This is a genomic window from Massilia sp. Dwa41.01b, assembly GCF_014171775.1.
Taxonomy (GTDB): domain Bacteria; phylum Pseudomonadota; class Gammaproteobacteria; order Burkholderiales; family Burkholderiaceae_D; genus Telluria.
On the sequence record NZ_CP050454.1, the window covers coordinates 2,851,034 to 2,866,159 of the forward strand.

General features: G+C 67.0%; 13 protein-coding genes and 1 pseudogene. 6 read left to right on the top strand and 8 right to left on the bottom strand.

Translation table 11 applies throughout. The annotated features are described in order from the left end of the window. Window positions 1-12: 12 nt before the first annotated feature. Both G4G28_RS13135 and G4G28_RS13140 read right to left on the bottom strand, forming a co-directional pair. Window positions 13-1,998 (bottom strand): bifunctional diguanylate cyclase/phosphodiesterase, encoded by a 1,986-nt coding sequence (locus tag G4G28_RS13135; RefSeq protein WP_183107431.1) that lies wholly within the window; start codon window positions 1,996-1,998, stop codon window positions 13-15. Window positions 1,999-2,295: 297 nt separating this feature from the next. Then, window positions 2,296-3,444 carry a branched-chain amino acid ABC transporter substrate-binding protein gene (locus G4G28_RS13140; RefSeq protein WP_182988599.1) on the bottom strand — a complete coding sequence of 383 codons (1,149 nt, stop codon included), beginning with the start codon at window positions 3,442-3,444 and terminating at the stop codon, window positions 2,296-2,298. Between the two features lie 338 nt (window positions 3,445-3,782). Here G4G28_RS13140 and G4G28_RS13145 point away from each other — a divergent pair, with 338 nt between their 5' ends. The 3 genes from G4G28_RS13145 (at window position 3,783) to G4G28_RS13155 (ending at window position 6,766) form a co-directional block, all read left to right on the top strand. Continuing rightward, on the top strand, window positions 3,783-4,124 hold the full coding sequence (locus tag G4G28_RS13145) for a hypothetical protein (protein ID WP_182988600.1): 342 nt from the start codon (window positions 3,783-3,785) through the stop codon (window positions 4,122-4,124). 444 nt (window positions 4,125-4,568) lie between these two features. After that, complete coding sequence (gene leuA / locus G4G28_RS13150; RefSeq protein ID WP_183108470.1) at window positions 4,569-6,272, top strand: 2-isopropylmalate synthase; 1,704 nt, start codon at window positions 4,569-4,571, stop codon at window positions 6,270-6,272. 83 nt (window positions 6,273-6,355) lie between these two features. Continuing rightward, on the top strand, window positions 6,356-6,766 hold the full coding sequence (locus G4G28_RS13155; protein WP_183107432.1) for a cytochrome c family protein: 411 nt from the start codon (window positions 6,356-6,358) through the stop codon (window positions 6,764-6,766). A 45-nt stretch (window positions 6,767-6,811) separates the two neighbouring features. Here G4G28_RS13155 and G4G28_RS13160 read toward each other — a convergent pair whose 3' ends face one another. From G4G28_RS13160 to G4G28_RS13170, 3 genes are all read right to left on the bottom strand, one after another. Beyond that, window positions 6,812-6,958, bottom strand: a complete 147-nt coding sequence (locus G4G28_RS13160; protein ID WP_183107433.1) for a LiaI-LiaF-like domain-containing protein — start codon at window positions 6,956-6,958, stop codon at window positions 6,812-6,814. 224 nt (window positions 6,959-7,182) lie between these two features. Continuing rightward, window positions 7,183-7,659 carry an acyl-CoA thioesterase gene (locus tag G4G28_RS13165; RefSeq protein ID WP_182988602.1) on the bottom strand — a complete coding sequence of 159 codons (477 nt, stop codon included), beginning with the start codon at window positions 7,657-7,659 and terminating at the stop codon, window positions 7,183-7,185. A gap of 64 nt (window positions 7,660-7,723) precedes the next feature. Further along, window positions 7,724-8,458, bottom strand: a complete 735-nt coding sequence (locus G4G28_RS13170) for a MaoC/PaaZ C-terminal domain-containing protein (protein ID WP_183107434.1) — start codon at window positions 8,456-8,458, stop codon at window positions 7,724-7,726. Window positions 8,459-8,714: 256 nt separating this feature from the next. Between G4G28_RS13170 and G4G28_RS13175 the strand changes: the two genes are divergently transcribed. From G4G28_RS13175 to G4G28_RS13185, 3 genes are all read left to right on the top strand, one after another. Beyond that, window positions 8,715-9,812, top strand: coding sequence for a branched-chain amino acid aminotransferase (locus tag G4G28_RS13175; protein WP_183107435.1), 1,098 nt, complete (start codon window positions 8,715-8,717; stop codon window positions 9,810-9,812). A gap of 577 nt (window positions 9,813-10,389) precedes the next feature. After that, a complete protein-coding gene (locus G4G28_RS13180) occupies window positions 10,390-10,983 on the top strand; it encodes an outer membrane beta-barrel protein (RefSeq protein WP_182988604.1) in 594 nt (197 codons plus the stop codon). Between the two features lie 137 nt (window positions 10,984-11,120). After that, complete coding sequence (locus tag G4G28_RS13185; protein WP_229507619.1) at window positions 11,121-12,044, top strand: LysR family transcriptional regulator; 924 nt, start codon at window positions 11,121-11,123, stop codon at window positions 12,042-12,044. A gap of 59 nt (window positions 12,045-12,103) precedes the next feature. Here the strand turns inward: G4G28_RS13185 and G4G28_RS13190 are convergent, their stop codons facing one another. The 3 genes and pseudogenes from G4G28_RS13190 to G4G28_RS13200 form a co-directional block, all read right to left on the bottom strand. Next, window positions 12,104-12,805: a pirin family protein gene (locus G4G28_RS13190; RefSeq protein WP_182988605.1), complete on the bottom strand. Its 702-nt coding sequence runs from the start codon at window positions 12,803-12,805 to the stop codon at window positions 12,104-12,106. 193 nt (window positions 12,806-12,998) lie between these two features. Then, window positions 12,999-13,581: pseudogene (locus G4G28_RS13195) on the bottom strand (flavin reductase family protein). A 106-nt stretch (window positions 13,582-13,687) separates the two neighbouring features. Continuing rightward, the gene (locus tag G4G28_RS13200) at window positions 13,688-14,491 is read right to left on the bottom strand and encodes a ferritin-like domain-containing protein (protein WP_182988607.1); all 804 of its coding nucleotides are present in this window, start codon (window positions 14,489-14,491) and stop codon (window positions 13,688-13,690) included. Between the last annotated feature and the right edge of the window lie 635 nt (window positions 14,492-15,126).

A 15,126-nucleotide genomic window follows, 5' to 3' on the forward strand; every position in this document is an offset into this window, starting at 1 on the left:
CGTTCGCCCCGCTCAGGCGTGGCGCGCACGCGCCGCCCGCAGGAACTCGGTGGCGCCGGCAACCGGCAGCGGATGGCTGAACAGGAAGCCCTGGAACAGGTCGCAGTCGCAGGCGGCCAGCGCCTGGTGCTGTTCGCGTGTCTCCACGCCTTCGGCCACCACGTGCATGTCGAGCTTGTGGGCCAGGGCCATGATGCCGGCACACAGGTCGGCATCCTTGGGATCGTCGGCCACGTTCTTCACGAACGAGCGGTCGAGCTTCAGGTAGTGCACCGGCAGCTGGCGCAGGTAGGACATCGACGAAAACCCCGTACCGAAGTCGTCGATCGACAATGCCACCCCGCCGCCGCGCAGGCGGTGCAGGATGGCGATCGCAAGATCCGGGTCGGACATCATCATCGATTCGGTCAGCTCCATTTCCAGGCAGCCGGGCCCGATGCCGTATTCGCGCATGACGTCGAACACGTAGTCCGGCAAGGCGGCGCTGGTGAGCTGGCTGGTGGATAAATTGACGGCTACCGGCACGGTACCGATCCCGGCCTCTCGCCAGCTCGCCGCCTGGCGGCAGGCTTCCTCGATCACCCAGCGTCCCAGGTGCAGCAGCAAGCCCAGCTGTTCGGCCAGCGGGATGAATTTATCGGGCGCAACCAGACCGACCCCTGGACGATTCCAGCGGATCAGCGCCTCGACGCCGGCGACGCTGCCGTCGCGCCGCACTTTCGGCTGGTAGACCGGGGCGAACTCGCTCGAGCCGACGGCGGCGCGCAGGTCGCGCTCGAGCTCGACACGTTGGGCCACGGTGGAGCCCAGCTGGGGCGAATAGAAGCGGTACTGGTCGCGCCCGCTGTCCTTGGCCGCGTACATGGCGGCCTCGGCGCGTCCCAGCAGCGCGACGGCGCTGTGGCGGCCGCCGCGCGACAGGCTGATCCCCGCGCTGAAGGTCAGGTGCAGCGGCTGGCGCAGCACGGCATAGGGTTGGGCCAGGAAGGCGCGGATCTGCTCGACCTGGTGCGCCACGTCCTCGATCGACTCGGCATGCGGCAGGATAAAGGCGAACTCGTCGCCGGACAGGCGCGCCAGGCTGGCCAGCGGCACGTTGCACTGCTGCAGGCGCTGGGCGCCCAGCTTGGACATCAACAATTGCTCCTCGAGCGCCGCCTCGAACATCGTGCGGTTGGCCAGCCCGGTGAGCGAATCGGTGATGCGTTCCTGCTCGATCCGGGTATGCAGGCCGCGCAGCTCGGTGATTTCCGTCGAGAAGCCGATCAGGCACATCGGCTGGCCGGGCAACTGCAGCGGGATCTTGCGCGAACGGAAAACGTGGCGGGCGCCATCGGCACCGACGATGACTTCCTCCCGCACCACGCGCTCGCCGCCGGCCAGTACCTCGCGGTCGATCTCGGCAATGCGCTGGGCCAGCTCGGGCGGCATCAGCTCGGCGTCCGTGCGTCCGACCAGGTCCTGCAGCGGCCGGTCGTACAGGGCCAGGACCGGCGCATTGGCGTAGAGGTAGCGGCCCTCCACGTCCTTCAGGTAGATCGCGGCGTCGACATTCGACAGGATGGCGTTGAGTAGGTCGTTTCGCTCGATCAATTCCCTGACGGCGCGGCGCTGTTCCGTGATATCGGTGGAGATGCCGCAAAGGCCGATCACGCGGCGTTCCTTGTCGAACAGCGGCAGCTTGACGGTACGGAAGGTGCGCCGCTCGCCGCTGCGCAGCTGGACGACTTCGTCGGCATCGACCTTGGCAGCGTCGGTCATGGTCGCGTGGTCGGTGCTGCCGATGTCGGAGGCCGCCATGTCGACGAAGCCGGTGTCGGGGTGGCCGATGATTTGCGCGGGGTCGGCGCCGAACACGGCGGCCAGTGCCTTGTTGGCGAACAGGTAGCGCCCGCTCGTGTCCTTCACGTAGAAGCAGGCGTCGAGATTATCGACGAGCGTCCACAAGCTCTCCAGCTGGGTACGGTCAACTCCGGGCTCACCGCGTGCTTCGTCCATGCTGCCCCCCCTCGCGACGCCTCGTCGGCGCATTTCCAGGCCATGGCATCCATCGCGCATCATGCGCTTCGCATGACGCATGGGTGCAGTGTAGCGCCCTTGGGGCTTGTTGCGGCAAATCAGTAAGCACCGCTGCGCAAAGCAGCCACAACAGCAAAAAAGAGACTGTTGCGTCTCTCCCGGCTCCGCGGGCGGCGGGCGAACGGTAGGGTGCACCCTCGTCCGCGAGGGCTCACGACCGTGCAAACAAGAAGGGCCGGCATGATGCCGGCCCTCGAGGAATGCGGTCGTGGCGGATTACTTCGTCACCGCCAGCATGCTGCGGCGCCCGCCCTTGAAGGTGTACAGGGTGATGGTGCCGTCGCGGATGTCCCCCCGCTCGTCGAAGGCGATCGGGCCGGTCACGCCCGCGTAGCGGGTCCTTGCCAGGGTCGGCAGGTAGGCCGCCGGTGCGGTCGAGCCGGCTTTGACCATGGCGTCGGCCATCGTCATCACCGCATCATAGGCGTAGGGCGCGTTGATCTGCACGTCGATGCCGAAGCGCTTGCGGTAGGCGGCGCGGAAATTGTCCATCGCCGCCTTGCCGGCCGCATCGACGCCGCCCGCCTCGGCGCAGAACACCTGGCCGTCGGTCATCGCGCCACCCGAGAGCTTGTGGATCTCGTCCGAGCAGATGCCGTCGCCGCCCATCATCCTGGCCGTGAAGCCGAGCTGTTTCATCTGGCGCAGCATCGGGCCGGCCACCGCACTCATGCCGCCGAAGAACACCAGGTCGGGCCTGGCGGCGCGGATCTTGGTGAGGATGGCGCTGAAATCGGCGGCCTTGTCGTGGGTGAACTCGCGCGCGACCACGGTTCCGCCCTGTTGCTGCAGGGCTTTCGCGAACTCCACCGCCAGGCCCTGGCCGTAGGCCGTGCGGTCGTCGATCACGGCAATGCGTTTCGCGCCCATTTCCCTGACGGCATAGTGGCCGAGTGCCCGGCCCAGCTGGACGTCGTTGGCGACGACGCGGAAGGCGGTATTGAAACCCTGCTGCGTGTATTTCGGGCTCGTGCTCGAGGGCGAAATCTGCGGGATACCGGCCTGGTGATAGATTTTCGAGGCCGGGATCGTGGTGCCCGAGGTTTCATGGCCCACCACGCCATTGACGCGGGCGTCGACCAGTTTCTGGGCGACATTGGTCGCCTGTTTCGGATCGCCGCCGTCGTCCTCGGCCACCAGTTCGAAACGGACCTTCTTGCCCTTGATCTGGACGCCACGGGCGTTGAGCGCCTCGATCGCCATGCGCGCGCCGTTCTCGGTATCCTTGCCGAAATAGGCGACCGGGCCGGTGACGGCGGCCGAATGGCCGATACGGACGACTTCCTGGGCGGCAGCCCCGCCAGGCGCCAGGATGGCGGCAGCCACGACGGCGGCGCCGACGGTGGCGAACAGATGCTTCTTCATTGATTCCTCGATTGATTCCGTGACAACGCGTGTAGACGCGAAAACGGAAACTATAGCAAGGATGGGCTGCGCGCGTGCGGCAGCGCCCCCGCCGGCCTGGTGCGTCGACGGGGGCCCAGCATGTACACCGCGCCTGGCGGACAGGTCGCCAGCGCCGGCGCCACGCACGCCACACCTCGAAGCCGAAGCGCGCCCTTGCCGACGCCGCGCACGATAGCGGGCACGAAGCAGACAGGGGTGCCGCTTGCGGCATACTGGACCTTCGTTCACACCGATCGGCCCAGGCGCGCCGCTAGGAGTTTCCCATGACGAAGCCGCGAGCAGAGGAAGACAGGAGCATGGAACCCGCCGCCAACGCTGCACCGCTCTCCCTGCGCACCCTGGTGTATCGCTTTCTCTTCTTCGACTGGCTGTTCGCCGACGTCGGCCGTGCCCGCACGCCCCTGGAACGCCATGCGGCGCTGCAGCACAACCGGCGCATGGGCCTCTACCTGCCGATCTATTTGCGCCGCTGGTCCTTCCTGACGGTCTTCGATTTTGCCCTCGGCTGCCTGGCCGAACGGGCGCTCCAGGCCACCCTGTTGTCGGCCTGGTTTTTCACCTGGACCTGCATCACCGCCACCGGCGCCGTCGTGATTACGGTCGCGTGGGTCTTTCTTACCCAGGTCCGCCAAAGCTAGCGGACTGGACAGCTGCCTCTCCTCCGCGCAACACTTTTCTTAAAAACATTCTTGACACCGAACTATATTCGGCCTACAGTCAAACGCATGTCCTTTCATCTGTCCATGCCAATTTCCCTATCGCTCGCCGCGCGACACGCGCCGGCGCTGCTACGACTACGCGCCTGAGCCCGTCGCGCCACGCCGCGCCGCTTCGCTTCCGGTCTCGCCGAGACCCCCGTAGTCAGAGGAATTTGCACGATGAACAGCACCTGTCAAACCATTCGCGGCACCATGTTGCACCACACCATGCACGCTGGCGCACGCATGTCGGTGGCCTCCGCTTTCGCCGCCGGTCCTGGCCTGCTGGCACTACCGATCGGTTGCCGGGCCTAGCGTCACCTGGCCCGCCCGGCAGCCAGCGCCACTCCCGCAGCAATCCCATTTCATTTACGCAGGAGTTTCATCATGCTGAGCAACCCGTCATCGAAATACCGCCCCTTCCCCGCCGTTCCGCTGGCCGACCGCCAGTGGCCAGGCAAGACCATCACGCGCCCGCCGATCTGGATGAGCACCGACCTGCGCGACGGCAACCAGGCACTCATCGAGCCGATGAGCGTCGAGAAGAAGCTGCGCTTTTTCGACAAGCTGGTGCAGATCGGCGTGAAGGAAATCGAAGTCGGTTTCCCCTCGGCCTCGCAGACGGACTTCGACTTCGTGCGCATGCTCGTCGACGGCAAGCGCATTCCCGACGACGTCACCATCATCGTCCTGACCCAGGCGCGCGAGGAACTGATCCGCCGCACGGTGGACTCGGCGGTCGGCGCGAAGCGGGCGATCGTCCACGTGTACAACTCGGTGGCGCCGGTATTTCGCCGCGTCGTGTTCGGCATGGAGCGCGACGAGATCGTGCAGATTGCGGTCAATGGCACGCGCCTCATCAAGGAGCTGGTGGCCCAGCACCCGCAAACCCAATGGGGCCTGGAATATTCGCCCGAGTCCTTCTCGACCACCGAACTCGATTTCTCCAAGCAGATCGTCGACGCCGTCAGCGCCGTCTGGGAGCCGACGCCAGCGCAGCCGATGATCGTCAACCTGCCCTCCACGGTGGAAGCGAGCACGCCCAACGTGTATGCCGACCAGATCGAGTGGATGAGCCGCCACCTCGAGCGGCGCGACAGCCTGGTCATCAGCGTCCACCCGCACAACGACCGCGGCACCGCCGCCGTGGCGGCGGCCGAACTGGCGGTGCTGACCGGCGCCGACCGCGTCGAGGGCTGCCTGTTCGGCAATGGCGAGCGCACCGGCAACGTCGACCTGGTCACGCTGGCACTGAACCTCTACACCCAGGGCGTCGACCCGGGACTGGACTTTTCCGACATCGATAGCGTGCGCCAGCTGGTCGAGGAGTGCAACCAGCTGCCGGTGCACCCGCGCCACCCGTATGCGGGCGACCTGGTGTTCACGGCCTTCTCCGGTTCGCACCAGGATGCGATCAAGAAGGGCTTCGCCGTGCAGAAGGCGGACGCGCTGTGGGAAGTGCCCTACCTGCCGATCGACCCGGCCGACCTCGGGCGCAGCTACGACGCCGTCATCCGCGTCAACAGCCAGTCGGGCAAGGGCGGCATGGCCTACCTGCTGGAACAGGAATATGGGCTGGAACTGCCGCGCCGCCTGCAGATCGAATTCTCGCGCGTGGTGCAGAAAGTGGCCGATACCAGCGGCCGCGAAATCGCCGCCAGCGACATCCACGCCCTGTTCGCACGCGAATACCTCGAGCGCGAGGCGCCTTACCGCTATGGCGCACACCGCATGACCGAAGACACCCGTGCGGGCGATGCCGGCAACAAGCAGGTCGAGATCGAGGTCACGGCCGAGCACGAGGGCCAGCCCTGCGTGCGCCGCGGCGCCGGCAACGGCCCGATCGACGCCTTCGTCAATGCCCTCGGCCTGGACATCCGCCTGATGGACTACCACGAGCATGCGATCGGTTCCGGCGCGAATGCGCGCGCGGCCTGCTACGTCGAACTGCGCGTGGGCGACGGTCCTACCCTGTTCGGTGCCGGCATCGACAGCAACATCGTCACCGCGTCCTTCAAGGCCGTGCTGTCGGCGGTGAACCGCCACACGCAGGCGCAACCCGCGCGCACGGTGGCGATGGCCGCTTGAGCGGGACGGGCGGCGGCAGGGCCGCTGCCTTGCCGTGCCCGGGCCCCTTGCCGCCGGCAGCCCGTTCCGACCGCCGCTCCGACATGAAACGACGACTGTTCCTGCTCCTCTGCGTGCCGCTCGCCGCGCGCGCCGCACCGCCAGCCGATCCTGCCGCCGGTGCGCGCCTGTTCGCCAGCCGCTGCGCCTCCTGCCATGGCGTCGGCCCTTCGGCAAGGGGCGGGTTCGGCCCGCAGCTCAACGCTTTGTTCGGCCGCACGGCCGGGGCCACACCGGGGTATGCCTATTCGGCGGCGATGAAAAAGTCGCGGATCGTCTGGGACGAGCGCACGCTGCGTGCGTTTCTCGCCGATCCGGATGAGGTAGTGCCCGATACGAGGATGCGCTTCTGGGGCATGGGCAACGAACGCCAGGTGGGCGATTTACTGGCCTACCTGCGCAGCTTCCAGCCGGCTGGCGGTATCGCGCCGGTGGCGCCGGCCACGAGACGCTAGCGGCGGCGGCGAACCGCCGCCTGTCCGGCATCGCGCAGCCCGGTGCTAGTCATGCACCACGCGCCCGAACAGCAGGATCACGCCCGCCATCACCAGCGCCAGCGGCCACCACTGCTGGACAGTGGCGGCATCGAACAGGCCGGTATCGCGTGCCAGCGCGACGCTGCCGACGACGATGGCCGCCAGCGCCACCAGCAGGCCCGGCGCGCCGCGCTCCCAGCGTCAATTCGCTCCATGTCTTCCTTTCCCAGCATTGCCAGCGCAGCGCTCGCCGCCGGTCGTGACGCCCATGCGTATGGGCACACCAGATTCGTTTCCAAAAGCATATGTTGGCGAACGTCAATTTGTTACTAGCAGATGTGCTAGTAGCTGGGCAATGCGGATCCGGCCCCGCCGGGCTGCCGGCGCGCGAAAAACTAGCGCGTCCTGCCGTGCAGCGCCTGGCGCGAGCGTTTGCGCTCCTCGGCTTTCTCGAAACGGCGCTTCTGCTCGTCGGTCTCCGGCAGCAGCGGCGGGACGGCCTGCGGCTTGCGGTCGGCGTCGACCGCCACCATCGTGAAATAGCAGCTGTTGGCGTGCCGTACCGTGCGCTGCTGGATGTTTTCCGTCACCACGCGGATGCCGACCTCCATCGAGCTGGTCCCAGTGTAGTTTACCGAGGCCAGGAAGGTGACCAGCTCGCCGACGTGGATCGGCTGCAGGAACATCACCTGGTCGACCGACAGCGTCACCACGTAGGCGCCCGAATAGCGGCTGGCACAGGCATAGGCGACGCTGTCGAGGAGTTTCAATATGGTGCCGCCGTGGACATTGCCGGAAAAGTTCGCCATGTCCGGCGTCATCAGGACCGTCATCGTCAATTCGTGGACGGGTCTGCCGTGGTGGTCGTTCATGTGGGTCCTGGTTGGGAGGGAAGAGGCGTTCGTTCTCGACGATTGTACGGCGCTTTGCCGGCGCTTACCGGCAAGCCCCAGGGTTGCCGGCGAAGGCGGCATGTCCCTCGGCCGCCAGTGCCCCGTCCGCCAGCACCATGAATTCGCCCGGCGCCGCACCTTCGGCCAACACGACGGCCGAGCCCAGCGCCACCGGCGCCCGGAAGCGCACCGACAGGGCCGTGACGGGGCGGCCCGCCCGTGCTTGCAGCAGCGCGCAGGCACGGCCGAGCGTGTGCATGCCGTGGATGATGGGTGCGCGCAGGCCCATCAGGCGCGCGCTCCAGCCGGCCAGGTGGATGGGATTCCAGTCGCCTGAGACGCGGGCGTAGTCGCGTCCTGCGGAAGCGGCGAGCTGCCAGCGTCCGATCTCCGCCCCGGGCTGGGGTAGCGCGGCCGCGCTGCGGCGCCCGCCCGTGCCGCGCTGCGCCAGATAGGTGCTGCTGCAGGTCAGCAACGGGGTGCCGTCTGCGCTGACGCTGGTTTCGAGCCGGCACAGCACCGCGCCGGATGCGCTCGGCGGCAGGATGTCGATGCGGGTCGACAGGCGCAATGGCCCGGCGGGCAGCGGCGCGTGCGCGACAAGCAGGTTCTCGACGTGGACCATGCCGGCGATCCGGTACGGAAAAGCGGGCGACAGCATCGTCGCCAGGTGGGCGCGCTGCACCGGCAGGTACCACCAGGTCAGCGCCACCGTGCCCGGCGCGAAGTCGAGTGCGGCGTTGTAGGCCTCGCACTCGACGCGCGTGGGCGCTTCCATCAGGAAAGTGGAAGTCAGCGGCGCAGCCGCACGGTCCCATGCCGCCCGGGCGCTTGAAGAGCGCGCGCAGCAGCAGTCTCGCGCCCATCGGCGGCAAATGCGCCGCCCCATTCGAACCGAACAAAATTTCCCTTTCTTCCGCCCGCTGGGGCAGCTGCTGCGCGAATTGTCAAAACTTCCATCGGTAAAAAACCGCTGATTGATCGATAATACCGCCTGACGACGCACTACCGCACTGTCGCTTTACGGAGACCGTATGAACAAAGTTGGCCCATCGACCCTGTCGATCCAGAAAAGTTTGATGCCCCTGCCCCCCGCCGACCGCTCGGCGCTGCTGCAAAACCCCGGTTTCGGACGCGCGTTCAGCGACCACATGGTCACGATCCGCTACACCGAAGGCCGCGGCTGGCACGACGGCAAGGTCGAGGCGCGCGGCGCCCTGCCGCTCGACCCGACGACCATGGTCCTGCACTATGCGCAGGAAATCTTCGAGGGCATGAAGGCCTATCCGCAACCGGACGGCGGCGCCGCCCTGTTCCGCCCGGAGGCGAATGCACGCCGCTTCCGCAAGTCGGCAGAACGCCTGGCGATGGCGCCGCTGCCGGAAGAGCTGTTCCTGGAATCGGTGCACGCCCTGGTTTCTGAAGATCGGGACTGGATCCCCCAATCGGAGGGGTCCGCTCTCTATCTGCGCCCCTTCATGATCGCCACCGAGGCGGCCCTGGGCGTGCGTCCGGCCAACGAATACCTGTACTGCGTATTCGCTTCCCCGGCCGGCAACTACTTCAAGGGCGGCGCCGCCGGCGTGACGCTGTGGGTCTCCGAGAACTATATCCGCGCCGCGCCCGGCGGCACCGGTGACGCCAAGTGCGGCGGCAACTACGCTGCCAGCCTGGCAGCGCAGGCCGAAGCCACGCGCGAAGGCTGCGACCAGGTCGTGTTCCTCGATGCCGTCGAGCGCAAATGGGTCGAGGAACTGGGCGGCATGAACATCTTCTTCGTCTTCGCCGACGGTTCGGTCCAGACGCCGCCGCTGACCGGCACCATCCTGCCAGGCATCACGCGCGATTCGCTGATCACGCTGGGCCGCGACCTGGGCCTCACCGTGCGCGAAGAGCCGTATTCGATCGACCAGTGGAAAGCCGATGCCGCCAGCGGCCGCCTGGTCGAAGCCTTCGCCTGCGGCACCGCGGCCGTCGTCACCCCGATCGGCAAGGTCAAGGGCCGCGGCTTCGAAGCGGCCATCGGCGACGGCGGCGCGGGCCCTGTCACCACGCGCCTGAAGTCGGCGCTGCTCGACATCCAGAACGGCCGCGCCGAAGACAAGCACGGCTGGATCCAGCGCGTGTTCTAAGCGCTTCCGCGACAGCGCCGCAGCGAGGGCAGCCCCGGGTTGGCGCTCAGTCAGTCAAGCTGAGGTCTTCCAGGAAGAACCGCGCAGACCTGTAGGGTGGGCGGCTGTACCCGGCCGCCTGCCCGCCCGCTGCTTGGATGCCGCCCACGCGTTCAAGCAGACGCTGAAAGCTTGCGACGGATCGCCTGCCGGTTGGACGCCGCCCGCGCGTCCGACCACACGCTGGAACCTTGCGACGAATCGCCTGCTGGTTGAACGCGTGGGCGGCACGGACGCTGCCGGTTCGCTAGCTGAGAGGGTGGAGCCGCCCACCCTACCGTCTGTGCATCGTTCCTGGAAGAATAGGCGCTGCCACCTTGGCGTCGGACCGGGATTGGAGCATGCCCGGGTTGTTGCTTTTCGCCTGCGGCGAGCAGGCCCGGCCCGCCTGCATGGCGCAGCCCCTTTCCTTTGCTGCACATATGTTTCATATGCGCAACAGTTGTCAATAAGGGTTTGCACGTAGGCAATTATCTCTTCTATCATGTCGCTTGGACTACGCAATTCGCGTCGTGCCACTACTACACATCGAAAAGACATGAAAAAACTCGCTATCGCATTGGCTCTCGGTCTCGCTTCGCTGGGCGCCCAGGCACAAACCACCACCGTCGAAACCGCACCGGCCAAGTCCCTGTACTTCGTCGTTGGCGCCGGCCTGACCTTCGGCGGCGACAAGCTTGCTACCGCCGAGTTCGAGAACGGCGGCGAAATCAATATCCACGCTGGCAGCATGATCGCCCTGCTGGCTGGCCTGGAATACCGCGTCAGCCCGGAATTCTCGGTGCAGGGCACCGTCGGCTACCACGTCGATAACGCCAGCGCCAGCAACGGCGACATCCGTTTCGAGCGCGTGCCTGTCGAACTGCTGGCCTACTACCACGTGAACGAGCAAGTGCGCGTCGGCGGCGGCCTGCGCTACGTCACCAACACCGCCCTGCGCAGCAGCGGCGCCGGCGACATCGGCGACTACGACTTCAAGAACACCACCAGCCCGGTCGCTGAAATCGAATACCTGGTTTCGCCGCAAGTGGGCATCAAGCTGCGCTACGTGAACGACAAGTTCGAAGAGAAGCAGTTCGGCGGCAAGGTCAAAGGCGACCACGTCGGCATCCTGGCCAACTTCTACTTCTGATGCCCGGGGGCGCATCCCTGCCCCCCCCGAGCAGCAAGGCAAAGACCACGAGGACTCGTGGTCTTTTTTCATCCCTCGTTTCTGCACAGCCGGCGCCGGGTTATGATGCGGCCTTTCCGGCCGCCCGATCGAAGCGCATGCTCAAACTCAGCCTGGACGCCCTGCTCACCGTCGACACCATCGCCCGCCGCGGCTCCTTTGCGGCCGCCGCCAGGGAACTGTTCCGGGTGCCCTCGACGATTTCCTATACGGTGGCCAAGCTGGAAGAAGACCTGGGCGTACAGCTGTTCGAACGCTTCGGACCGCGGGTGGAACTCACGGCCGCCGGCGCCGAACTGCTCAAGGAAGGCCGCTACCTGTTGAAAGCCGCGGGTGACCTCGAGCGCCGGGTGCGCCGCGTCGCCTCCGGCTGGGAGACCGAATTCACGCTTGCCATCGATTCGATGCTGTGCCCCGATCCCTTGATGACGGAAATCGACGTCTTCTGCGGCGTCGCCGACCAGACCCGCCTGCGCCTGCTGAAGGAAGCCCTGTCGGGGACCTGGGAAGCCCTGCTCGAGCGGCGCGCCGACCTGCTGGTGGGCGCCGCCGGCGCGGTCCGCGGGCGGCGGCTACGGCGCTGCCGCTGGCGACCGTCGGCTTCGTGTTCGTGGTGGCGCCCGGGCATCCGCTGGCCGGCGCACGCGAACCCCTCGGCGAAAGCCGACCTCGCGGCCTGGCGCGCCGTGTCGGTATCGGATTCCGCACGCCAGCTGCAGGCGCGCACGGTCGGCCTGCTGTTCGGGCAGAACACCCTGGCCGTGCCCGACATGCAGACCAAGCACGCCTTCCAGCGTGCCGGCCTCGGTTTCGGCTTCCTGCCCCAACCCCGGGTGCACGAGGACCTTGCCGCGGGGCGCCTGGTCGCCAAGGCGGTGGAGGAACCCAAGCCCGACGAAACCCTGTACCTTGCCTGGCGCACCGGCGAGGAAGGCGCGGCACTGGACTGGTGGAAGAAGCGTTTGCAGGACGGCGCCGTCGTGCGCCGGATGCTGCTGCCCGCAGGGTGCGGGCAGGTGTAAGGATGCTGCGGAGCTAGCTGGCCTTGGCGGCGGGGCCGCCGCCAAGGCCATGAGCGCATTTAGTGCGGCAGGTCGAACACCAGCACTTCAGCGTCCGCCGCGCCCGACAGCGTGATCGCCGCTTCCCCGTCGACCCGCACCGCGTCGCCGGCCGCGAGCAGCACGCCGTTCACGCTCAGGCTGCCCCGCGCCACGTGGACGTAGCCGATGCGGCCCGCGGGCAGCGGATGGGACAGGCTGTCGTCGCCATTCAGGATGGCGGCGTAGATCGACGCATCCTGGCGCAGGGTGACGGAACCGTCGCGGCCGCCCGGCGACGCCACCAGGCGCAGCTGGCCCTGTTTCGACGACGGGTCGAAGTGCTTCTCCTCATAGCCCGGCGCGCCGCCGATCTCGTTCGGCTGGATCCAGATCTGCAGGAAATGCACCGGCTCGGTGCGCGACCCGTTGAATTCGCTGTGGACCACGCCCTTGCCGGCACTCATGCGCTGCACGTCGCCGTAGCGCAGCACCGAGCCGTTGCCCATGCTGTCCTTGTGTTCCAGGGCGCCGTCGAGCACATACGAGATGATTTCCATGTCGCGGTGGCCGTGGGCATCGAAGCCGCGGCCGGCGGCCACCCGGTCTTCGTTGATGACGCGCAGTGGGCCGACGCCCATGTGGGCCGGATCCTGGTAGTGGCCGAACGAAAAGGTGTGCTTCGAATCGAGCCAACCGAAATTGGCGACGCCACGTTCTTCGCTTTTACGTACTGTCAGCATGATGCGCTCCTGTTGTTATGGGCCCATTCGAACCATTCGAATGTCGCTGCGGCGGCGATCCTGCTGTCTTTCTCGCCCGCCGCCGAGGCCGCGTTGTGCATGAAGGACATTATGCGCGCCCCAAGCCGGGGCAAAAAGCGAGTAGTTTGCCGGCCTATCGTCGAAATTTTCGAACGCGCGTTCCGCCATGCGTTCAGCCACTGTCGCGGGCACGCATCGCCTCGCCGATCGCATAAAACTGGCCGCCGGCCACGTGATGGATGCTGCGCCAGCCCGGTGCCGCGTGCTCGAACTGCCAGTGGCCGTCGCGAAAGGCGCGTTCGTCGGCCCAGGCGGCAACGACTTCGCCGATGAAGAGGTCGTAGACCGCCTGGTTGTGCGGCTCGGGAACCAGGCGGCATTCCAGCCAGGCCGCGCAGCCGGCGACAAAAAGGCAGCGCGTCGCCGGCCAGATGCATCAGCGCGACGCCGCTGGCGCCCAGCTTGCCGGGGTCCCGGGCCAGCGAGCGGTTGCCGACGTCGTGGGTCAGCTGCAGCTGGTCGACCGTGGGCACCTGGATCACGAAGCGCCCGCTCGCCTCGATAAGCAGGCGGGTGCGGGTCGCCTTGTCCAGCACCACGGTGAGCTTGGGCGGGGCGAAGTCGAGGGCGCAGGCCCAGGCCGCGGCCATGACATTGTCGACGCCCTCGTGGTGGGCCGAGACGAGCACGGTCGGGCCATGGGTCAGCAGGCGATAGGCTTTTTCGAGGGGAACACTGAGGATATGTGGAGGCATGGGTTTTTCGAGAAATGCACGTGTGACCCACGCATGGTACCGATTATCCCGGCGCGGGCGGGCACGGATGCGGATTGGCCGGGCGAATGGAGCGCTGCGCAGCGCTTCACGCCAGGCGTGCCAGTTCCTCTGCGCTGAAACCGGCACGGCGCCGCGCCTCGATGTTGAAGGGCCCCTTCAGCACCGGCGCCTTGTACTGCACCGTCAAGACCTCGTAGGTGGAGACCGGCTCGCGCCCCTGTTCGGCGCACAGGTGCAGGTACCAGCGGTTGCCGATCTCCACATGGCCGACCTCGTCGCGCAGGATGATGTCGAGGATGGCGGCGGCCACCGCGTCGCCGGCCTGGGCCAGCTTGGCACGCAGCGGTGGGATCGCGTCCAGCCCGCGTGCTTCCAGCGTCCTCGGCACCAGCGCCATGCGCGCCAGCACGTCGCCGCGGGTCTTCTCGACCATCTCCCACAGGCTGTCGTGGCCCGGAAAGTCGCCATAGGCGTAACCCAGCGCCTTCAGGTGGTCGGACAGCAGGGAAAAGTGGTAAGCCTCTTCCTTCGCCACGCGCAGCCAGTCGAGGTAATAAGCATTCGGCATGCCGGGAAAGCGCCACAGCGCGTCGAGCGCCAGGTTGATCGCGTTGAACTCGATGTGCGCGAGCGCATGCACCAGCATGGCGCGGCCCTCGACGCTTGCCATCGAGCGCCGCCCGACCAGGCGCGGCGGTACCAATTCAGGCTTGTCCGGACGCCCCGGGATGGCACTGGCCGGCTCCAGCACGGCGCGCGGCGCAAGCGTGACGAGGCCGTCGGCGTAGGCGCCTGCCAGCGCGGCGACACCGCCTACCTTGATGGCAGGGTCGGTCTGGAGCAGGCAGGCCAGCGCGCCGGCGCGCAACTCGGGCGGATGGGACGGCATTGAAGGATTCCTTGCGAACAAAGGCGACAGTCTAGCAAATTCGACGAACGCCCTGCCGCCGGCCCGCCCTCATTTCCTCCCTGTCCGGCTTCATCCGGAACGAGATTGTTTCGTGATGCCGGCGCCAGCCCGCTTGCGATCCAGGGATGCCGCCCTGGACCGCAATGACCCGCATTCCCTTTGATCGCGGCATTGCGGCAGTCCGGACGGGCCAGGACGCCGCCCTGTGCGGCGCCTGCCTGACGACGTTCGTGCTTCGTGCAGGAATCATCATGCGTCCATACTCTTTCCTGTTTCCCGCTTCCATGTCCGTCCTGGCCGCGGGCGCCACAGCCCAGAACCTGCCCTGCCCGCAACCCGATACCGGGCCGATGTCCACCGTCCGGGTGAAAGTACGCCCCGCCCCGCGCACATCGACGCCAGGATCGACAATGAACAGCCGATCCGCCTGTACGCGGTAGCGCCCTGCCAGTTCGCCTCGCGCGACGGCAAGGTGCGGATGGAATTCAAGCGCGGTCCGGCCGGCGAGGACATGTCGATGAGCTATCTGCCGGACCGCCGCCTGGCCTGGGTCGTGGTGTCGAGCGTGCCGATGGCAAGCCGCTCAATTGTCGAGCCGGGCGCACCTCGTCCGG